Here is a 20668-nt window from a genome sequence, read left to right as displayed (position 1 = left end):
CCGCGCACTCCTGGGCGGACGCTCTACCATTGCCCACCATGACCCACGACCTTTTCCGCGCCGACAGCTACCTGCGCGAATGCAGCGCCACCGTCACCGCCCTCACGCCCGAAGGTGGCGTGGTGCTGGACCGCACCGTGTTCTACCCGCTGGGCGGCGGCCAGGCGGGCGATGCCGGCGTGCTGCTGCGCCCCGATGGCACGGCACTGGCCATCGCCGACACGCGCAAGGGCAAGGACGCCGAGGGGCGGCCCACCGCGGACATCGTGCACCTGCCCGCGCCAGGCCAGGCGCTCGGCCTGGCGGTGGGCGATGCGGTCACGGCGCGCATCGACTGGGAGCGCCGCCACCGGCTGATGCGCTTTCACACCACCACGCACCTGCTGTGCCACATCGTCGCGCAGCCGGTGAACGGCTGCTCGATCACGCCCGACTACGCGCGCCTGGACTTCCACATGGACGGTGCGCTGGACAAGGACGCGCTCACCGCCGCCATCGCGCGCCTGGTGGCGCAAGACCATGCGGTGACCATCGGCGCGATCAGCGACGCGGCGCTGGACGCCAACCCGCAGCTCGTCAAGAGCATGAGCGTGCAGCCCCCGCGCGGCACCGGCACGGTGCGCACGGTGCGCGTGGGCGGCGCCTGCGACGGCGACGCCGCGCAGATCGACCTGCAGCCCTGCGGCGGCACGCATGTGGCGCGCACCGGCGAGATCGGCGCCGTGGTGGTCACCAAGATCGAGAAAAAGGGCGCGATGTCGCGCCGCGTGGTGCTGGGCTTGGGCGCCTGAACGCCAGCCCCCAAGGAACCAAACCCCGTCCCCGCCGCTCCCACCCTGCGCCATGTCCTGCCTTCGCCCCTTGCAGCGCTCCCTGCACACTCTTTTTTTCATAGCTGCCTGCGCTGTATCCACGGGCGCCATCGGCCAAATTCAGCTCAAGACATCCGCCGCCGCGGGCAGCAGCAGCGTGGTCACGCCGCATGTGCGCGCCGAGCTGGTGGCCCAGGCGCCCGACGGCGTGGGCCCGGGCAAGCCGCTGTGGCTGGGCCTGTCGATCACGCACCAGCCCGAGTGGCACACCTACTGGAAGAACCCGGGCGACTCCGGCCTGCCCACGCAACTGGAGTGGCAGCTGCCGGCGGGCATCGATGCGGGCGAGGTCGCCTGGCCCGTGCCCAAGAAGATTCCGCTGGGCAACCTGGCCAACTACGGCTACGAGGGCACGGTGCTGTTGCCCGTGCCCATGACCGTCTCCCCAGCATTCAACCCCGGCCCGCTGGCCAAGGAAGCGACCTTCCAGCTCAAGGCCTCGTGGCTGGTGTGCCGCCAGGAGTGCATCCCCGAGGAGGGCAGCTTCACGCTGCAATTGCCCTTGCGCGGCACGACGGCGCTGCATGCCGCCGCGTTCGATGCCGCCGCCGCGGCGCACCCGCGCGATCTGCCGGCTCTAGGCGGCAGCAGCGCGCAGGTCGAGGGCGACGCCGTGCTGCTGCGCGTGGCCGGCCTGCCCCCGGCGCTGCAGGGCCAGACGCTGGAGGTGTTCCCCGAGACCACGGGCGTGGTGGAGACCGCCGCCACGCCCGCGCAGCAATGGGACGGCGCGGTGTGGACCGCGCGCCTGCCGCTGTCGCCCCAGCGCAGCGACGGGCCCGTACCGATGCCGGTGGTGCTGGCCCATGGCGGCCAGGGCTGGCGTGCCGAGCTGCCCGTGCCGGGCGGCTGGCCCGCCGTGGCGGCACTGAAGGGCATGTCGCCCGCGCTGGAGGCCGCGCTGAAAGCCAACGCCGCCAATGCCGCTGCGCCCACGGCGCCCGCCGCTGCGACACCCGCGCCGCTGGGCACCTGGCTGGCCGCTCTGGCCGGCGCGCTGCTGGGCGGGCTGATCCTGAACCTCATGCCCTGCGTGTTCCCGGTGCTGGCGATCAAGGTGGTGGGCTTTGCGCGCCATGCGCAGAACCAGCGCGCCCACCGCATCGGCGGGCTGGCCTACACCGCGGGCGTGGTGCTGTCGTTCCTGCTGCTGGGCGCGCTGATGCTGGGCCTGCGCTCCGCGGGTGAGGCCGTGGGCTGGGGCTTTCAGCTGCAGTCGCCAGCGGTGGTGGCGTCGCTGGCCGCGCTGTTCACGCTGATCGGATTGAACCTGGCGGGCGTCTTCGAGTTCGGGCGCATGCTGCCCTCGTCGCTGGCGGGCCTGCAGGCGCGCCACCCCGTGCTGGATGCCTTCCTGACCGGCGTGCTCGCCGTGGCCGTGGCCTCGCCGTGCACGGCGCCGTTCATGGGCGCATCGCTGGGCCTCACGGCCACGCTGCCCGCGGGGCAGGCACTGTCCATCTTCGCGGCGCTGGGCCTGGGCCTGGCCCTGCCCTACCTGCTGGCAAGCTGGCTGCCCGCGTTTGCGCGCGCCCTGCCGCGGCCGGGCGCGTGGATGGACACGCTGCGCCGCCTGCTGGCGTTCCCGATGTTCGCCACCGTGGTGTGGCTGGTGTGGGTGCTGGGCCAGCAAAGCGGCATCAACGGCGCGGCGGCGCTGCTGGCGCTGCTGGTGGTGCTCAGCATGGCCGTGTGGGCGCTCACGCTGCGCGGGGCCACGCGGGCTGTTCTCGCTCCTCTTTCAATAGCTGCTTGCGCTTGGCTGGTATGGCTTTGGGGCCCAAAGATCATTGAACTGGAAAGCACACCCATGGGCGCAGCCTCGGCCCCCAGCGGCGTGGCCGGCGTGACCTCCTGGCAGTCCTGGCGCCCTGGCCTGGCCGACGAGCTGGTGGCCCAGGGCCGCCCGGTGTTCGTGGACTACACAGCCGCCTGGTGTGTGACCTGCCAGTACAACAAGAACACCACGCTGGCCAGCGCTGCGGTGCTGCAGGACTTTGCAACGAAGAACGTGGCCCTGCTGCGCGCCGACTGGACACGGCGCGACCCCGCCATCACCGCCGCGCTGGCGCAGCTCGGCCGCAGCGGCGTGCCGGTGTATGTGCTGCATGCGCCGGGCAAGGCGCCGGTGGTGTTCTCCGAGATCCTGGGCGAGTCGGAACTGCGCGCCGCCATGTCCGCGCTCTGATCACCGCCGCGCGCCGCGTGGCCGTGGCGATTGCGGCGGGTCGATCTCGCGCACCAGGCGCAGGCCCACCAGGGTGTAGCGCGTCTGGGGCGTGTTCCAGTTACGGAACGCGCAGCGCGCGTACAGCGGCCAGGTGTGCCAGGAACCGCCGCGGCGCACGCGCACCTGGCCGGTGGCCGGGCCCTGCGGATCGTCCTGCGGGGAGTGCGCATAGCCCTCCTCGGCATACCAGTCCGACACCCATTCCCACACGTTGCCCAGCATGTCGTGCACGCCGAAGGCGTTGGGCGCGTAGCGGCCCACGGGCGCGGTGAACGCATGCCCGTCGTGCCCCGGCGCGGCCTGGGGCCGCCAGCGCGGCCAGTAGGGCGCGGCATCCTCGTCGAACACGTTCGCGTGGCGCGCCAGCGCGGCCGGGTCGTCGCCATGCGGGTAGCGCGTGCGCGTGCCAGCGCGGCAGGCGTATTCCCACTCCGCCTCGGTGGGCAGGCGGTAGCGGTGGCCCTCGGTGGCGCTGAGCCAGGCGGCCAGCGCATGCGCGTCGTGCCAGGTGATGTTGACCACCGGGTGGTCGTCGCCCTGGGCGAAGCCGGGGTTGCGCCAGGAATAGCGCGGGTCGCGCCCCTCGAATGCGTCGCCGCGCGCGCTGGCGGCGGGGTCGTAGGCCGGGTTGTAGCCGTAGCCGCCCGTGCCGTCGGCCTCGGACTCGGGCACGTAGCCGGCAGCCTGCACGAAGCGGCGGAACTGCCCCACCGTGACCTCCGTCTGCCCCAGGTAGAAGGCGCGCGTGATGCGCACGGTATGGGCGGGCGCCTCGTCGGCCAACTGCTCAAACCGCCAGCGCTCCAGCGTCGGGTAGGCACGGGCCAGCGCGTCGTCGGGCTCGCTGCTGCCCATGCGGAAGCTGCCCGGCGCGATGCGCACGAAGGGCATGCCCAGCGCATTCACCCAGAGGGCCGGCGCGGCCGGCTGCGCCTGCGCCGCGCTGGCGGCCAGGACAAGCGCCAAACAGACGCCTTGCAAAGCGGCAGAGGTGGCTCGGACCATCGCAAACTCCTGGGCATGCGAAAAAAGCCAGTGTAGGGCCGGGGCATTGCGCGGGCACGCTGGGCGCGGCTTCCTATACTGCCCGCGGGTGTCCACCGCATGGGGCGGCAGGGCAGGATTGTTGCAGCGCAGGTCGGGCCGCCTGTGCACCACGGGCCGCAGCATGCGGCCCCGCCTGCCCATGACCGACCGCCTTACCCCGCGGCGCGCTGCGCCGCGCCAGCCCGCCCTGCTTCCCCTGGCCGACCGCTGCACCGCCCTGCTCTCGCGCCTGTCGCATGCCGATGCCGCGGGCGGCATCGTGCTGCTGATCGCGGCCGCCGCCGCGCTGGCCTGGGCCAACTCACCCTGGGCCGCCAGCTACCACGCGCTGTGGCACGTGCCACTGTCGGTCGCCGTGGGCGGCTGGCAGCTCACGCAGTCGCTGCATTTCTGGGTGAACGACGCGCTGATGACGGTGTTCTTCCTCGTGGTGGGGCTGGAGATCCGGCGCGAACTGCACGAAGGCGCCCTGGCCCAGCCCCGCGATGCGCTGCTGCCCGTGCTGGCCGCGCTGGGCGGCGTGGCCGTGCCGGCGCTGCTGTACCTGGCGCTGGTGCCGCCCGCGTTGCGCAGCGGCTGGGCCGTGCCCACCGCCACCGACATCGCCTTCGCGGTGGGCGTGCTGGCCCTGCTGGGGCGCGGCCTGCCGCCGGTGCTGCGGGTGTTCCTGCTCACGCTGGCCATCATCGACGACCTGGTGGCCGTGCTCATCATCGCGCTGTTCTACTCGGGCGGGCTGCAGTGGCCGATGTTCGGCATCGCCGCGCTGGGCCTGGCGGGCGTGCTGCTGCTGCAGCAGCTGGGTGTGCGCCGCGCCTGGGCCTATGTGCCGGCCGGCGCGGTGCTGTGGTGGGGCATCTGGCAGACGGGCGCCCACCCCACGCTGGCCGGCGTGGTGCTGGGCCTGGTGACGCCGGTGCACGCACTGGCCGGGCGCGAGCCCGCGCCCCCGGTGCAGCGCGTGCAGGCCAGCCTGCATCCCTGGGTGACCTTTGGCGTGATGCCGCTGTTCGCGCTGGCCAATGCCGGCGTGGCGCTGGGCAGTGCAGGCGGCGCGCAACCGGCGGCGCCGGGCACCGGCCTGCTCATGGCCGCGGTGGCCCTGGCGCTGGTGGCCGGCAAGCCGCTGGGCGTGCTGCTGGCCTGCTGGCTGGCGGTGCGCCTGCGCCTGTGCGCCCTGCCCGCGGGCATGGGCTGGGGCGGGCTGCTGCTGACCGGGCTGCTGGCGGGCATCGGCTTCACCATGGCGATCTTCATTGCCACCCTGGCGTTCGACAGCGCCGCGCTGCTGGACGCCGCCAAGCGCGGCGTGCTGCTGGCCTCGGGCCTGGCGGCGCTGCTGGGACTGGCGTGGGGGTGGTGGCTCCAGCGCCGCGTCACGACCGCCTGAGAGGTGGCGCGGATACCCGTGGGCCCACGGCTGTGCATACACTGCCGCCATGCTCCGCACACCCGACACCATCAGCACTTTGCGTGACGTGCTCACGCAGTGCCACACCATCGCCGTGGTGGGCCTGTCGCCGCAATGGCACCGGCCCAGCCACTTTGCCGCCAAGTACATGCAGGCCCATGGCTACCGCGTGATTCCCGTGAACCCGCTGGTCGCGCGCGAAGGCGGGCAGATCCTGGGCGAGACCGCCTACGCCAGCGTGACCGAGGCCTCCGCCGCTCTGGCCGCGCAGGGCGCGCGCATCGACATGGTGGATTGCTTTCGCAAGAGCGAGGACATCCCGCCGCTGGCGGCTGAAGCCATCGCGGTGGGCGCGCAATGCCTGTGGATGCAGCTGGGCGTGTTCAACGAGGCCGCCGGCGCGCAGGCCGAGGCCGCGGGCCTGCGCGTGATCCAGAACCGCTGCGTGAAGATCGAGCACGCACGCCTGTTCGGCGGCCTGGGCTGGATGGGCGTGAACACCCAGGTGATCTCGTCCAAGCGCCTGCGCAAGCTCCCATATTGATAGCTACTAGCGCTTGATGGATAAGCGCTAGAGGCCTATTTGACCCATAACACCATGACCGCATCCACCCCACCCGGCTCTGGAGCCGACCGTGCCTTCGGCTTCGGCACGCGCGCCATTCACGCCGGCGCCCAGCCCGACCCCGTGACCGGCGCGCGCGCCACGCCCATCCACCAGACCACGAGCTTCGTCTTCGACGACGCCGAACACGCCAGCAGCCTGTTCAACCTGCAGACCTTCGGCAACGTCTACAGCCGCATCAGCAACCCCACGGTCGCCGTGTTCGAGGAGCGCATGGCCAGCCTGGAGGGCGGCCGCGCGGCCCTCGCCTGCGCCAGCGGCATGGCTGCGCAGATGGCGGCGCTGCTGGCCATCCTGAAGGCCGGCGACCACATCGTGGCCGCCAGCACGCTCTATGGCGGCACGGTGGGGCAGCTGGGCGTGGGTTTCAGCCGCCTGGGCATCGAGACCACCTTCGTCGACCCGTCCGACCCCGAGAACTTCACCCGCGCCATGCGCCCGAACACGCGCGCCGTGTACGGCGAGACCATCGGCAACCCGCTGGTCAACGTGCTGGACATCGCGGCGATTGCGGAGGTGGCCCACGCCCACGGCGTGCCGCTGGTCATCGACAACACCGTGGCCAGCCCCTACCTGTGCAACCCGCTGGCCCTGGGCGCCGACATCGTGGTGCACAGCGCCACCAAGTACATCGGCGGCCACGGCACCACCATGGGTGGCGTGGTGGTGGAGGGTGGCCAATTCCCCTGGGACAACGGCCGATTCCCCGAGATGGTGGAGCCCAGCCGCGCCTACCACGGCGTGAAGTTCTACGAGACCTTCGGCGATTTTGGCTACACCATGAAGGCGCGCATGGAGGTCAACCGCACCTTCGGCGGCGTGCTCTCGCCCCTGAACGCCTGGCTGCTGCTGCAGGGCGCCGAGACACTGCACCTGCGCATGCGCGAACACTGCCGCAACGCGCTGGCCGTGGCGCAGTTCCTGCAGCAGCACCCGCAGGTGGCCTGGGTCCACTACCCGGGCCTGTCGGACTCGCCGTACTACGCGCTGGCGCAAAAACAGTTCCGCGCAGTGGACGGTCAGCCCGGCGCCTCGGGCATCCTGACCTTCGGCGTGAAGGGCGGTGCCGCGGCGGGCGAGCGGTTCATCGACGCCTGTGAGTTCCTGAGCCACCTGGCCAACATCGGCGACGCGAAGACGCTGGTGATCCACCCCGCCTCCACCACGCACCGCCAGCTCAACGCGGAGGAGCTGGCCCGCGCCGGCGTGCGCGCGGACATGGTGCGCCTGAGCGTGGGCATCGAGGAGCTGGACGACATCCTCTGGGACATCGACCAAGCCCTGGCACGCACGCGCTGAACCGGGCCACCCACGGCCAGGGTCACGCCCGACCGGGGGCGCGCAGGGCAGGTCAGCGCTTGCCCGGCAGTGGGGGCACGGGGCGCGCCGCGCTCCCCCCCGAGCCGCGCAGCGACAGCACGATGGAGCCGGCAATCAGCGTCGCCGTGACCAGCAGCGCGTAGCCGATGGGAATCTTCACCAGGTCGATCAGCAGCATCTTGGTGCCGATGAACACCAGCACCAGCGCCAGGCCATAGGCCAGCAGGTGGAACCGGTTGGCCAGGTCGGCCAGCAGGAAGTACAGCGCGCGCAGGCCCAGGATGGCGAACACGTTGGCCGTGAGCACGATGAACGGGTCGCTGGTGATGGCGAAGATGGCGGGGATGCTGTCCACCGCGAAGATGATGTCGGTGGTGCCGATCAGCACCAGCACCACGAACAGCGGGGTGTAGTGCTTGACGCCGTCGATCATGGTGGAGAGTTTCTCTCCGTCGAACCGGTCGGTGATGCGCATGCGCTGGCGCAGCAGCTTGAGCACCGGGTTGGTCGCGATGTCGGGCTCCTGCCCCGCGGCAAACCACATCTTGATGCCGGTGACCACGAGGAACGCGCCAAACACGTACAGCAGCCAGTGGAACGTGGCCAGCAACCACGCGCCCGCCAGGATCAGCAGCGTGCGCAACACGATGGCGCCGATGATGCCGATGATGAGGGCGCGCTTTTGGTACTGCGGCGGCACGGCGAAGTAGCTGAACAGCATCAGGAACACAAAGATGTTGTCCACCGACAGGCTCTTTTCGACGAGGTAGCCGGTGATGAACTGCATCGACACCGTGTTGGCCACGTCGCGGCCCTGGCTGCCGTCCAGGTACCACCACAGCAGTCCCACGAACACGAACGCCAGCGCAAACCACAGCAGGCTCCAGCGCGCGGCCTCGCCCATCGTCACCCGGTGCGCGCCCTGGCGCTCCATCACCAGCAGGTCCACGGCGATCGCCACGACCACAAAGGCGGCGAAGCCCGCCCACATCCACCAGGTGCCTATCGTTTCCATGCGTTCCTTCTCCAACAAGGTTGTACTGACGGGCCCACAGCCCGAGGAGGTGCAATGTAGAGGTCGCATGGATTCCAAAAAATCTGCCTTATTGATACTATTACTTCGGATTTTACGAAGTAACTCCATGAGCCAGAGCTTCAACTACCGCCACCTGTACTACTTCTGGGTCGTCGCCAAGGAGGGCGGCATGGCACGGGCCGCCGAGCGGCTGGACATGGCCGTGCAGACCATCAGCGCACAGGTGCGCGAGCTGGAGAAGTCCCTGGGGGTGAGCCTGCTGCGCTCCGAGGGCCGCAACCTCATGCTGACCGAGGCCGGCGTGGCCGCGCTGCACGAGGCCGACCACATCTTCGCGCTGGGCGAGCAGCTGCCCCAGCGCGTGCGCGAGGCCGCGTCGGGCCCCACATTGCGCCTGAACCTGGGCATCTCCGACGGCATTGCCAAACTGGCGGTCCACCGGCTGCTCACTCCCGTGCTGGACGAGCCCCACCTGCGCCTGCTGTGCCACGAGGGGGAATTCCAGCCCCTGCTGGGCGAACTGGCGCTGCACAAGCTGCACGCGGTACTGGCCGACCGCCCCGCCCCGCCGAACCCGGCGCTGCGCACCACCAGCCAGTTGCTGGGTACCAGCGCCATTGGCTGGTATGCCCCGCCGCTGTGGGCGCAGGCCGCGCGCCACGCATTCCCCCGCAGCCTGGCGGTGGTCCCCGTGCTGTTGCCCACCGAGCACGCCGCGCTGCGCGCGCGCATCGACCACTGGCTGGAACGCGAGCGCATCCGCCCGCGCATTGCAGGGGAATTCGAGGACAGCGCCCTGCTCAGCACCTTCGCAGCCACCGGCATGGGCGTGATGCCCGCGCCCGAGACCCTGGGCGCGCACCTGGAGCAGACCCATGGCCTCGTGCCCGTGGGCACCACCCCCGAGGTGCATGAGCAGTTCCACCTGATCTACAGCGCCCGCAAGGTGATGCACCCGCTGCTGACCCGGCTGCTGGAGGCCGGAGCCGATGGGACGCTGTGGAACCCGGACCCCACCCGTTCCCCCGTCTGAGGAGACGGCGCATCGTCCTGCAGCGCCCCTTTCCTTGATCTGAGGCAAGCCCGCGGGGCTTGCCCAAGGCCTGCGGGAGCCGGCCTGCGACAATCGCGCGCATGAGCTTCGCCCCCCTCCAGAACGACACCTTCCTGCGGGCCTGCCGTCGTCAGGCCACCGACTACACGCCCCTGTGGCTGATGCGCCAGGCGGGCCGCTACCTGCCCGAATACAAGGCCACGCGCGCCAAGGCCGGCAGCTTCATGGGCCTGGCCACGAACGTGGAGTACGCCACCGAGGTGACGCTGCAGCCGCTGGAGCGCTTCCCGCTGGACGCGGCCATCCTGTTCAGCGACATCCTCACCGTGCCCGACGCCATGGGCCTGGGCCTGTCGTTCGCCGAGGGCGAAGGCCCGCGCTTTGCCAAGGCGGTGCGCGACGAGGCCGACGTGGCCGCGCTGGCCGTGCCCGACCTGGACAAGCTGCGCTATGTGTTCGACGCCGTCACCAGCATCCGCCGCGCGCTGAACGGCCGTGTGCCGCTGATCGGCTTCTCGGGCAGCCCCTGGACGCTGGCCTGCTACATGGTCGAGGGCAAGGGCAGCGACGACTACCGCCTCGTCAAGACGCTGATGTACAGCCGCCCGGACCTGATGCACCGCATCCTGGCGGTGAATGCGGACGCCGTGGCCGCGTACCTGAATGCCCAGATCGACGCCGGCGCCCAGGCCGTGATGGTCTTCGACAGCTGGGGCGGCGTGCTGGCCGACGGGTGCTTCCAGCAGTTCAGCCTGGAATACACCCGGCGCGTGCTGGCACAGCTCAAGCGCACGGGCGTGGACGGCCAGGACGTGCCGCGCATCGTCTTCACCAAGGGCGGCGGCATCTGGCTCGACGACATGAAGGACATCGACTGCGAGGTGCTGGGCCTGGACTGGACGGCCCACCTGGGCAAGGCGCGCGCCATCGTCGGCGGGCAGGTGGGCGGCCCGGGCAAGGCGCTGCAGGGCAACATCGACCCGAACGTGCTGTTTGCACCTCCCGAGGCCGTGGCCGCGCAGGTGCGGGGCGTGCTCGACAGCTTCGGCACGCCGCACACCGACAAGACCACCACTGGCCCCACGCACATCTTCAACCTGGGCCACGGCATCAGCCAGTTCACCCCGCCCGAACACGTGGCCGCGCTGGTGGAAGCCGTGCATGGCTATTCACGCAGCCTGCGGCAGCGGTGAATGCCTACTTACCAAGGCTGCGGCGCCGGCATGACTTATTCACACTGCGGCAGCCGCATCCGGCGTGCCGCGCGGCCCGCAGTGAGCAGCGCAACAACCGGCAACAAATCACTCCGAACCTCGTAAGTGGTTGATTCATATGAAAGTCCTGCGCCTGCCGATTTTGTGGGCACCCTAAGCAAACCACGGCCAGACAAGGGCTTTCGGGCGGCCCAGCCGGGATATCAACAAAGTTATCCACAGAAAATCTGAACTTCCTGTGTTTCCCTCGCAAAATCAAGCACTTGCCGCACGAAGTGAAGGAAAAGTCCCACAGTGGCTGCGGCGCCTACCACATCCGGGGGATGCTCTTCCCTATTGACAGCGCCAGTTGTTCACATGCTGGCAACTGCGCCCGCCTGCGCAGAGCATCGCCCGACAACCGCTGCGGCACTTTTTGCGGCGCAGCAAAGAACGTTGATTCATAAGCTTTTTTTGCACCGCGCCGTCTACAAATCCGCTAGCGCGCAGTCCAGCAGGGGCGCGCCCCGCAGCCTGTTGCACGCTGCTTTTCAACAAAGTTATCCACAGCATCTCTCGTAGCAGTGGGCAAGCTTGTGGAATCATGCGGGGCCGCGCCCCCGGTGCCGCCCGCGTTTTCACCCACCGCCCATGCCTGACCGCTCCCCGCCCCCGACCACGCCGCATGACAGCGCCGCCTGCCTGCTCTGCGTGGCCGTGAGCACGCCGGCGCACAGTGGCGTGGGCGAACCGCTGAGCTATGCCAGCCCGCGCCCGCTGCCTGCCGGGACACTGGTGCGCGTGCCGCTGGGCGCGCGCGAGGTGCTGGGCGTGGTCTGGGACGCGCCCGCCGAGCCAGCGGCGCTACCGCCGGGCATGGTGCCGCGCACGGTGGCGGGCGTGCTCGAAGGCGTGGCGCCGCTGGACGCCGCCTGGCGCCGTCTGGTGAGCTTCGCCGCGCGCTACTACCAACGCGCGGTGGGCGAGGTGGCGCTGGCCGCCCTGCCCCCACAGCTGCGCGACCTCACGCCCGAGCAGTTGGCGCGGCGCCTGCGCCGCCCCGCACCGCCGGCGCACCCGTCCGAAGCAGTTACAAAAACAATAGCACTTACCGCAGAACAGGCAAGCGCTACAGCCCAAATCGATGCAGAGAGCGGGCCCTTCCTGCTGTTCGGCAGCACGGGCAGCGGCAAGACCGAGGTGTACCTGCACTGCGTGCAGCGCGCCCTGGCCGGCCACCCCGCTGCACAGGCACTGGTGATGGTGCCCGAGATCAACCTCACCCCGCAGCTGGAGGCGCGCTTTCGCGAGCGCTTCGCGCCCCTGTACGGCGAGGCGGCCGTGGTCAGCATGCACAGCGGGATGACGCCGGCACAGCGCCTGAAGAGCTGGCTCGCCGCGCATACGGGCGCTGCGCGCATCGTGCTCGGCACGCGCATGGCGGTGTTCGCCAGCCTGCCGGGGCTGGCACTGGTCGTGGTGGACGAGGAGCACGACGCCAGCTACAAGCAGCAGGAGGGCGCGCGCTACTCCGCGCGCGACCTGGCGCTGTGGCGCGGACGCGAGCAGGGCGCCAAGGTGATCCTGGGCAGCGCCACCCCGTCGCTGGAGAGCTGGCATGCCAGCACCCCGGCCAGCGAGGGGGGCCCGGGCCGTTACCTGCGCCTGCACATGCCCAGCCGTATCGGCTCCGCAGAAGGCGCCGGCGCAGGCGAGCTGCCGCGCGTGCGCCTGGTGGACATGGGACAACAGCCGCGCAGTTCGGGGGCGGGTGGCGTGTTCTCGCCCCCGCTGCTGGCCGCCATCACCGAACGGGTGCAGCGCGGGGAGCAATGCCTGGTGCTGCTCAACCGCCGCGGCTTTGCACCCGTGCTGCACTGCCATGACTGCGGCTGGAAGAGCGACTGCCCGCACTGCAGCGCCCACCAGGTGTTCCACAAGAGCGACCGCACGCTGCGCTGCCACCACTGTGGCTTTACGCAACGCGTGCCGCGCGCCTGCCCCAGCTGCGGCAATCCGGACATCCTGCCCCTGGGCCGGGGCACCGAGCAGTTGGAAGAGCAACTGGCCGCCCTGCTGCGCAACGTGATCACCCCGGACCGCCGCGCCGCGCGCGTGGCACGCATCGACGCCGACACCACCCGCGCCAAGGGGGCGCTGGAGGAGCAACTGGCCCAGGTGCACAGCGGCGAGGTGGACGTGCTGGTCGGCACGCAGATGGTGGCCAAGGGGCATGACTTTCGGCGCATCACCCTGGTGGCGGCCGTGCAGCCCGACGGAGCGCTCTTCAGCAGCGACTTCCGCGCGCCCGAGCGCATGTTCGCCCTGCTGATGCAGGCCGCGGGCCGCGCGGGGCGCGATGCGCGCTATGTGGCCGCGCAGGGCAGCCCGCCCGAGATGTGGATCCAGACCTGGCACCCCGACCACGCCGTCTATGCCGCGCTGCGCCGCCACGACTACCCGGCCTTCGCCGCGCGCCAGCTGGCCGAGCGCCAGGAAGCCGGCATGCCGCCCTTCGCCTATCAGGCGCTGGTGCGCGCGGACGCCCGCACGCAGGAGGCGGCCCAGGCCTTCCTGCAGGCCGCCAGCGACGCCGCGCGCGCCGCCGGGCTGCCGGGGCTGGACCAGGTCTTCCTGTTCCCGCCGGTGCCGCTCGCCATCCAGCGCGTGGCCAATGTGGAGCGCGCGCAGATGCTGCTGGAAAGTCCCCAGCGCGGCGCGCTGCAGCGCTTTCTGGCCGCATGGCAGCCGCTGCTGCATGCCGAGCGCCCGCGCCACCGCGGCCTGGTGCGCTGGCTGGTGGACGTGGACCCGCAGGCGATCTGAAGGAAATCCCGCGTGGTGCAACTACGGCAAAGGTGCTGCCAGCACTTTTCAACCAGCGCTTACAGCTATCCTCCTGATAGCATTTTTTGCGCCATGCAGGCGCGCATGGCTCGCGGTATCGCCCCGCGCTACCGGGAGTAGCCGCTGGCAGGCTGGGCTGGGAAACCGCTCGCCATACTCGCCCGCGCTGCCCACACTGCGCAGCACCGCCCACCGGCATACTCGGGACAACTCACCGAATGAACCGCTACCAAGACATTCTGCCTCCGCTTTGGAGCACCGTCGCACTGACCGTGGCCACGCTGGTCACCAACTGGGTCTGGGCAGCCTGGTTCGCAGAAACCGACGGCACGGGCCTGATGGCACTGATGATCGCCAGCCTGTTTTTCTGGCCGGTGATGCTGATCCTGATCTACCTTGCGCTGGCGCACACCCTCCGATTTTGCGAAGACTACGGTTTCCTGCGCATGGCGGTCGTTGTGGGCGTTGCCGTAGTGGGTACGGCCATCTTCGGCGTGCCCGGCCCCTGGAACCTGCTGATCTGCGCGGTCACGGCCGTCACGGTGGGGATTCAGATCAGGCGCACGGCGCAGGACGACGCCGACCTGGAGGACTTGTGAATGGCTTTCAAGGAGAAGCCGCCGCGCGGTCTACTCGAGAGCTTTTCAGACCCGCTCTGGCAACGGCTGGGCCTAGTTGTGGTGGGCCCGCAGTGGATCGTGAAGGGCCGGCATCGAGGATTCGACTGGATGGCCATCGAGCTGCTACATCGCCCCACGGGCTTTCGGCAAACGATCATGACCACCACCGTCTTCGTGGTGCGGCTGCCGCGCAAGTCCAAGGACTGGTATTTGCCAGCCGACCGCATCACCCCTGACAAGCAGGTGTGCGTGGACGACGCCTGCGTCTATGCCGCAGCGCTGGGCGAACAGCCCCGCGTGCGCACGTGGCGCCAGTGGCTGGACCTGGCCGTGGACGCTGCCGAAGAGGTGATCCGCACTGAAGGCGCGCGCCGTAAGGAGAACCCGCAGCAGAAAGCGGAACGCGCCGATGCCCCGAGTTGGAACGTGGTGGACGGCAACCTGGCCTCTATCTGGTTGGTGGCGATGGCGTTTTTCAGCTTTCTCAACGTGATGGGACTTTGGCAGGCGTACGGCGACTGGCAAGGCCAAGGAGCCATCCTCCTGTGCCACGGGTCGAAGCCCTTCGGCACGTACCTGCAGGGCTGGAAGGCCGCCGTTTACGCCGTATCGCTCGTCGCGCCCCTGCCCATCGTGGCCAAAGCGCTGCATACCGTGACCACGCGGATGTACCGGCAGGCGTTCCGGCTCCAGCTTTGTGTCGAAGGCCTGCTCTGGGCAGGGGCGATGGTCGGGATGCACTACGTGCGGGACGCCCTCGTCCAATCGGTGCGCCAGGCCTGCTGAGAAGATTTCTCGATTTTTTGCCACTCAACGCTTATGCCGTAAGCGCTTATAGCTATCAAAACAGAAGTAAACAGGTCAAGTCAAAAGCGCAACGGCAGCCGAAAAGCTGACGAACGCCAGCGCCGTACTCACCAGGATGATGCGCGCCACGCGCCCGCCGTGGGCCCCGAAGCGCTCCACCAGCAGCGCCACGTTGCTCGCGCTGGGCAGCGCGGCCAGCAGCACCATCACCGTGAGCGTGAACGGCGACAGGTCCACCCCCAGCGCCATCGCCGCACGTCCCACGCACCACACCAGCAGCGGGTGCACGACGAGCTTGGCCAGCGCGATCGGCACGTACTGGCCCGGCGGCACGTATTCCTGCTGGTTCATCTGCGAGCGCGCCAGCACCGCGCCAATGGTGAACAGCGCCACCGGCGATGCCGCGCCCGCCAGCATGGCCAGGGTCTGATCCACGGGGCCCGGCGGCTGCCACTGCAGGACCGACGCCACGCCGCCCAGCACGATGGACCAGGGCATGGGGTTGGTGGCCATGCCGCGCAGCGCGTTGCGCAGCGCCACGGCCACGCCGTGCGCACCCGCGCCATCCAGGCGCGACAGCGCGATGCACGCCGAACTGGTGATCACCAGGTCCACCGCCAGCACCACGATCACGGTGCCGGCACTGGCCTCGCCCAGCAACGCCACCAGCAGCGGAACGCCCATGAAGCCGGTGTTGGGAAAGGCAGCCACCAGCGCGCCGAAGGCCGCATCGTTCCACCCCCGGCGCCGCAGCGTGAGGGCCACCGTGCCGCCCACCATGAGCAGCGCACACAGCAGGTACAGCCCGGCGACGGCCGGGTCCAGCAGCTGTGCGATGGGCGTGCTGGCGCCGAAGCGGTACAGCATGCATGGCAGCGCGAAATACAGCACGAAGCTGTTCAGCCCCCCGATGGCGGACACCGGCAGCGCCCCGGCCCGCGTGGCAAGGTAGCCGCACAGTACGAGGGCGAAGAAGGGGAAGGTGATCAGCAGGACGGACAGCACGGGCGCGATTGTCGCAGCGCCGCCGCGCGCTGAAACGCCTTGTCACCGGGCGTGCCACCCCGGGCAATCACCCTGGTGCGCGCACGCCGCTATCATGCACACCCGCTGTTCTCCCTCTCACCCGCCGCCCGCCGCAGCCCGTGGCGCAGGCGCGCCCCGTTCCTCCCGCTGCATCCATGTCCGGTCTCAATCTTGCTCAGTTGCAGGCAGTGCACTACACCGAGGGCCCGTGCCTGGTGCTGGCGGGCGCGGGCTCGGGCAAGACGCGGGTGATCACGCACAAGATCGCGCGGCTGATCGAGACGGGCCTGGCGCCCCGGCGCATCGCCGCCATCACCTTCACCAACAAGGCCGCGGCCGAGATGCGCGAGCGCGCCGCCGGCCTGATCGGCCGCCAGGCCAAGGACGTGCTGGTGTGCACCTTCCACGCCCTGGGCGTGCGCATGGTGCGCGAGGACGGCCATGTGCTGGGCCTCAAGCCCTCGTTCAGCATCCTGGACCAGGACGACGTGACGGGCATCCTCAAGGACTGCGCGGGCGGCACCACCGACCTGGCCACCGCGCGCCAGTGGCAATGGACCATCAGCAACTGGAAGAACCAGGGCTGGGACGCGCGCAAGGCGCTCGCCATGGCCCAGGATGACCATGAGCGCAGCATCGCCCTGATCATGCAGCGCTACGAGGAGCGCCTGACGGCCTACCAGAGCGTGGATTTCGACGACCTGATCGGCATGCCCATGCGCCTCTTGCGCCACCACCCCGAGGTGCGCGAAAAGTGGCAGCGCCTCTTGGGCCACGTGCTGGTGGACGAATACCAGGACACCAACGCCACGCAGTACGAGCTGCTGAAATACCTGGTGGGCGAGCGCGCGCGCTTCACCGCCGTGGGCGACGACGACCAGAGCATCTACGGCTGGCGCGGCGCCACGCTGGACAACCTGAAGAAGCTGCCGCAGGACTTCCCGCAGCTCAACGTCATCAAGCTGGAGCAGAACTACCGCTCGACCAGCGCCATCCTGCGCGCGGCCAACCACGTCATCCAGCCCAATCCCAAGCTGTTTCCCAAGACGCTGTTCAGCGAGCTGGGCGAGGGCGAGCCCGTGCGCGTGGTCGATTGCGACAACGAGGAGCACGAGGCCGAGCGCGCCGTGGCGCGCATCCAGGGCCTGCGGGCAGCCAGCAATCCACCGCCGGCGTGGAAGAACTTCGCCATCCTCTACCGCGCCAACCACCAGGCCAAGCCGTTCGAGAAGGCCCTGCGCAAGGCCAACATCCCCTACAAGGTCTCGGGCGGCACCAGCTTCTTCGACCGCGCAGAGATCAAGGACCTGTGCGCGTGGTTCCGCCTGTGGATCAACAACGACGACGACCCGGCCTTTCTGCGCGCCGTCACCAGCCCGCGGCGCGGCGTGGGCCACACCACGCTGGCGGCGCTGGGCGAGTTCGCCACGCAGCACAAGCAAAGCATGTTCGGCGCGCTGTTCAACGCCATGCTGCCCGCCGTGATCCCCAAGCGGGGCCTGGAAGGCCTGCTGGAGTTCGGCCGCACCGTCAACGACTTGGAGCACCGCGCACGCCACACGCACGGCCACGAAGCCGCGCGTGCCTTCCTGGCCGACTGGCTCAAGGACATGGGCTACGAGCAGCACCTGTACGACAGCGAGGACAGCGAAAAGGTGGCCGCAGCGCGCTGGAGCAACGTGCTGGAGTTCTGCGACTGGATGGCGCAGCGCGCGGGCGGCCAGATCGACGACACCGCGGGCACGACGGTGCAGGCCGCGACCAAGAGCCTACTGGAGGTGGCGCAGACCATCGCCCTGCTGTCCACCATCTCCGAGCGCGAACAGGAGCAGGACATGGTGGTGCTGTCCACGCTGCATGCCAGCAAGGGGCTGGAGTGGCCGCACGTGATCCTGGCCGGCGTGACCGAGGGCATGCTGCCCTTCAAGCTGGACGATGACGATGGCCGCCAGCAGAAGGTGAGTGACGACATCCTGCAGCGGCTGCAGGAGGAGCGCCGCCTGATGTACGTGGGCATCACCCGCGCCCAGCGCACGCTGGCCGTGAGCTGGACCAAGAAGCGCAAGAAGGGCCGCGAGATGGTGGCCTGCCAGCCCAGCCGCTTCATTGCCGAGATGAAACTGGACGCCGCCACGGCGCGCGAGAACCCACGCGACAAGTTGCGCCAGTTGCGCGAGGAATTTGCGCGCAAGGCCCAGGCCGCCCCCAGCCCCGCCACACCCTGAACACATGTTGAAAACTATATTTTGATAGCTGCCAGCGCTTTACTGGTAAGCGCTTGCGCCCAAAAACCCTCTCAACCTCCGCGCCCGGCCTGCCCCACGGCCGCGCAGATGGAGCAGCCCGAACTCGTGGGCCGCTGGCAGGCGCGGCTGGACGGCATGGCCGAGGCCGTGCTGCTGGAACTGGGCCCCCACCCCGAATGGGACGGCACGGTGAAGGGACGCATCCAGTGGCCGGGCTTCACCTCGGTGGTGGTGGGCGACGTGCACCAGGGCCGGCTCACCATGGAAGAGTCGCGCGACGGCACGCGGGTCAGCGGCAACTGGAGCGGCGACGTCGTCGAAGGCAGCTGCGCGCGCGAGATCCGCGGCGAATGGACCGACGAGGCCGACCGGCCCTACACCTTCACCCTGCGCAAGCAGGCCCCTTCCCGGCCCTGACCTGCATGGCAGCCGTCACCGACCACGCGCATCATCCGACCATGACACAGCCTTCACACCCCCTGTCCCGCCTGGGCCTGGCCACCGCGCTGCTGGGCACGGCCCTGCCGCTGGTCAGCTGGGCCCAAACCGCCGCAGCCCCCGCCGTCAACCGGGCGGCCGGCTGGCGCCAGTGCGCCGCCCTCACCGGTGACAGCCAGGCACGCCTGGCCTGCTTTGACCAGTGGGCCGGCGAGCAGAGCTGGCAGGCGCCGCCCGCTTCGGCCAGCGCCCAGCCCGCCGCCGCCACGCAGGCGCCGCCCCCGCCGGTGGACGCCACGCTGCCGGCCACGCGCATCATCGACGTGGCGCAGGTGGAAGGCTGCCGCGACGGCCAGTACAGCACCCTGTCGCGCTTCTGGGAGCTGGAGACGGGCAGCGACTGCGGGGCGTTCCGCTTTCGCGGGTACCGGCCCATGAGCGTGTCCGTCGTGGGCGCCACCAGCGTCAACCGCCTGCCCACCTCGGGCAGCCCGGACAACAACGCCACCAGCGAGGTGGACTACCGCAAGACCGAGATGCGCGTGCAGCTGTCGGTGCGTACCAAGCTCGCGCAGGGCCTGCTCACGCGCGGCCACCCCACGCTGCGCGACTCGCTGTGGGCGGGCTACACGCAGCAGTCGTACTGGCAGCTGTTCTCGCCGGGCATCTCGCGGCCGTTCCGCAACACGGACCACGAGCCCGAGATCATGTACGTGTACCCCACCGACGCCAAGCTGCCCTTCGGCTGGCGCTGGCGCTACAGCGGCATCGGCCTGGTACACCAGTCCAACGGCCAGAGCCTGCCTCTGTCGCGCAGCTGGAACCGCGTGTACCTGATGACCGGCATGGAGCTGGACAACCGCTGGACCGTCACCGGCCGCCTGTGGAAGCGCCTGCACGAGAGCGCGGACAGCGACGACAACCCCGGCATCAGCAACTACGTGGGCCGGGCCGAGCTGGGCCTGACCTGGAACGTGGACAAGGACAACACCCTGGCGCTGACCGCACGGCATTCGCTGGGGGCGACCGGGCGCGGCTCGGCACGGCTGGAATGGCTGCAAACCCTCGGAACCAGCCTGGTGGGCAACCGCACCAACCTGCGCCTGCACACCCAGCTGTTCACGGGCTACGGCGACAGCCTGATCGACTACAACCGCAAGCGCACCGTGTTCAGCGTGGGCCTGAGCCTGGTGGATTTCTGAACCCCACAGCGCGAATGGATGGGCGGGCGCGCCACGCGCGCCTGCCGGCCCGATCACAACCGGTTACCCTTTGACCGGGCCGGCGGGTTGAAGGCGCCGCAGTGCGCCGACACAATCGGGCGCACCCCGGCGCCGCCGGGGGCGGGCCCGCGCCCTGCGCAATAAGCGCCTGCTTTCGCGCGGTATTCGCCCCATCACCGGCCAGCGCCGTCCGCACAATGCAGCCCGGAGGACGACGACCATGGACCTGCAATACCAGCTGAAGGCCGGCAGCTACTACCTGTACGACATGCGCGAAACGCCCAGCGCAGTCACGGGCGAGCGTCGCTTCAAGCTCAAGACCGACACCGTGGCCATTGCCTTCGACCTGCACACCGGCGAGGTGCACCAGCACGGCAGCCCGGCACGCATCCAGTCCTGGGCCACGCACACGCGCCGGCGCCTGCGCGCCGCTGGCGCGGCGGACGTGGCCAACGACATCGTGGTCGTCTCCGGCCCGCTGCCCGTGGACGAGCTCAACAAATGCCTGTGGATCAGCGGCTACTGCCGGCGCATGTTCACGCGCCTGGCCAGCCTGCCGCACGGCAAGCTGCAGCGCGCGGCGCAGCAATGGAAAAAAGCAGCCTGAACGCCCTGCCCATCTGCGCCAGCAGCTCTTGATTCAATAGCACAATGGGTCCTGCGGGACCCGTTG

At 69.8% G+C, this 20668-nt stretch carries 17 protein-coding genes; 14 read left to right on the top strand and 3 right to left on the bottom strand.

Features of this window, described 5'->3' with window-relative positions:
- Nucleotides 1-38: 38 nt before the first annotated feature.
- Both BA022_RS17105 and BA022_RS17100 read left to right on the top strand, forming a co-directional pair.
- Nucleotides 39-791 (top strand): alanyl-tRNA editing protein, encoded by a 753-nt coding sequence (locus tag BA022_RS17105; RefSeq protein ID WP_088888253.1) that lies wholly within the window; start codon nucleotides 39-41, stop codon nucleotides 789-791.
- A 52-nt stretch (nucleotides 792-843) separates the two neighbouring features.
- Nucleotides 844-3060, top strand: a complete 2217-nt coding sequence (locus BA022_RS17100; protein ID WP_187305985.1) for a protein-disulfide reductase DsbD family protein — start codon at nucleotides 844-846, stop codon at nucleotides 3058-3060.
- Here the strand turns inward: BA022_RS17100 and BA022_RS17095 are convergent, their stop codons facing one another.
- Nucleotides 3061-4107: a formylglycine-generating enzyme family protein gene (locus BA022_RS17095; protein WP_088888252.1), complete on the bottom strand. Its 1047-nt coding sequence runs from the start codon at nucleotides 4105-4107 to the stop codon at nucleotides 3061-3063.
- A gap of 181 nt (nucleotides 4108-4288) precedes the next feature.
- Between BA022_RS17095 and nhaA the strand changes: the two genes are divergently transcribed.
- From nhaA to BA022_RS17080, 3 genes are read left to right on the top strand one after another with little or no spacing between them, the layout of a single operon-like run.
- Complete coding sequence (gene nhaA, locus BA022_RS17090; protein ID WP_088888251.1) at nucleotides 4289-5539, top strand: Na+/H+ antiporter NhaA; 1251 nt, start codon at nucleotides 4289-4291, stop codon at nucleotides 5537-5539.
- Nucleotides 5540-5588: 49 nt separating this feature from the next.
- Nucleotides 5589-6104 carry a CoA-binding protein gene (locus BA022_RS17085; protein ID WP_088888250.1) on the top strand — a complete coding sequence of 172 codons (516 nt, stop codon included), beginning with the start codon at nucleotides 5589-5591 and terminating at the stop codon, nucleotides 6102-6104.
- 54 nt (nucleotides 6105-6158) lie between these two features.
- A complete protein-coding gene (locus BA022_RS17080) occupies nucleotides 6159-7484 on the top strand; it encodes an O-acetylhomoserine aminocarboxypropyltransferase/cysteine synthase family protein (protein ID WP_088888249.1) in 1326 nt (441 codons plus the stop codon).
- A gap of 52 nt (nucleotides 7485-7536) precedes the next feature.
- On the opposite strand, the gene BA022_RS17075 is transcribed toward BA022_RS17080, so the two are convergent.
- A complete protein-coding gene (locus BA022_RS17075) occupies nucleotides 7537-8520 on the bottom strand; it encodes a TerC family protein (RefSeq protein ID WP_088888654.1) in 984 nt (327 codons plus the stop codon).
- A 127-nt stretch (nucleotides 8521-8647) separates the two neighbouring features.
- On the opposite strand from BA022_RS17075, the gene BA022_RS17070 reads away from it, so the two are divergent.
- The 5 genes from BA022_RS17070 (at nucleotide 8648) to BA022_RS17050 (ending at nucleotide 15041) form a co-directional block, all read left to right on the top strand.
- A complete protein-coding gene (locus BA022_RS17070; protein ID WP_088888248.1) occupies nucleotides 8648-9574 on the top strand; it encodes a LysR family transcriptional regulator in 927 nt (308 codons plus the stop codon).
- A 101-nt stretch (nucleotides 9575-9675) separates the two neighbouring features.
- Nucleotides 9676-10788 carry a uroporphyrinogen decarboxylase gene (hemE, locus tag BA022_RS17065; protein WP_088888247.1) on the top strand — a complete coding sequence of 371 codons (1113 nt, stop codon included), beginning with the start codon at nucleotides 9676-9678 and terminating at the stop codon, nucleotides 10786-10788.
- 651 nt (nucleotides 10789-11439) lie between these two features.
- Complete coding sequence (priA, locus tag BA022_RS17060) at nucleotides 11440-13614, top strand: replication restart helicase PriA (RefSeq protein WP_088888246.1); 2175 nt, start codon at nucleotides 11440-11442, stop codon at nucleotides 13612-13614.
- Nucleotides 13615-13853: 239 nt separating this feature from the next.
- A complete protein-coding gene (locus BA022_RS17055) occupies nucleotides 13854-14234 on the top strand; it encodes a hypothetical protein (RefSeq protein WP_088888245.1) in 381 nt (126 codons plus the stop codon).
- Nucleotides 14235-15041, top strand: a complete 807-nt coding sequence (locus BA022_RS17050; protein WP_148665198.1) for a hypothetical protein — start codon at nucleotides 14235-14237, stop codon at nucleotides 15039-15041.
- Nucleotides 15042-15116: 75 nt separating this feature from the next.
- Here BA022_RS17050 and BA022_RS17045 read toward each other — a convergent pair whose 3' ends face one another.
- Nucleotides 15117-16067 (bottom strand): AEC family transporter, encoded by a 951-nt coding sequence (locus tag BA022_RS17045; RefSeq protein WP_088888243.1) that lies wholly within the window; start codon nucleotides 16065-16067, stop codon nucleotides 15117-15119.
- A 176-nt stretch (nucleotides 16068-16243) separates the two neighbouring features.
- Between BA022_RS17045 and BA022_RS17040 the strand changes: the two genes are divergently transcribed.
- From BA022_RS17040 to BA022_RS17025, 4 genes are all read left to right on the top strand, one after another.
- Entirely contained in the window at nucleotides 16244-18313 is a 2070-nt protein-coding gene (locus BA022_RS17040) for an ATP-dependent helicase (RefSeq protein ID WP_088888242.1), read from the top strand.
- A 108-nt stretch (nucleotides 18314-18421) separates the two neighbouring features.
- Nucleotides 18422-18751 (top strand): hypothetical protein, encoded by a 330-nt coding sequence (locus BA022_RS17035; protein WP_228403648.1) that lies wholly within the window; start codon nucleotides 18422-18424, stop codon nucleotides 18749-18751.
- Between the two features lie 41 nt (nucleotides 18752-18792).
- Nucleotides 18793-19974 carry a phospholipase A gene (locus BA022_RS17030; RefSeq protein ID WP_088888653.1) on the top strand — a complete coding sequence of 394 codons (1182 nt, stop codon included), beginning with the start codon at nucleotides 18793-18795 and terminating at the stop codon, nucleotides 19972-19974.
- A gap of 241 nt (nucleotides 19975-20215) precedes the next feature.
- Entirely contained in the window at nucleotides 20216-20602 is a 387-nt protein-coding gene (locus BA022_RS17025; protein WP_011806955.1) for a hypothetical protein, read from the top strand.
- Nucleotides 20603-20668 lie beyond the last annotated feature (66 nt).

This window comes from Diaphorobacter nitroreducens (assembly GCF_002214645.1).
In the GTDB taxonomy this organism is placed as follows: domain Bacteria; phylum Pseudomonadota; class Gammaproteobacteria; order Burkholderiales; family Burkholderiaceae_C; genus Diaphorobacter; species Diaphorobacter nitroreducens.
Note: the sequence above shows the minus strand (reverse complement) of the source record. Positions and strands in the feature narration are given on the sequence as shown.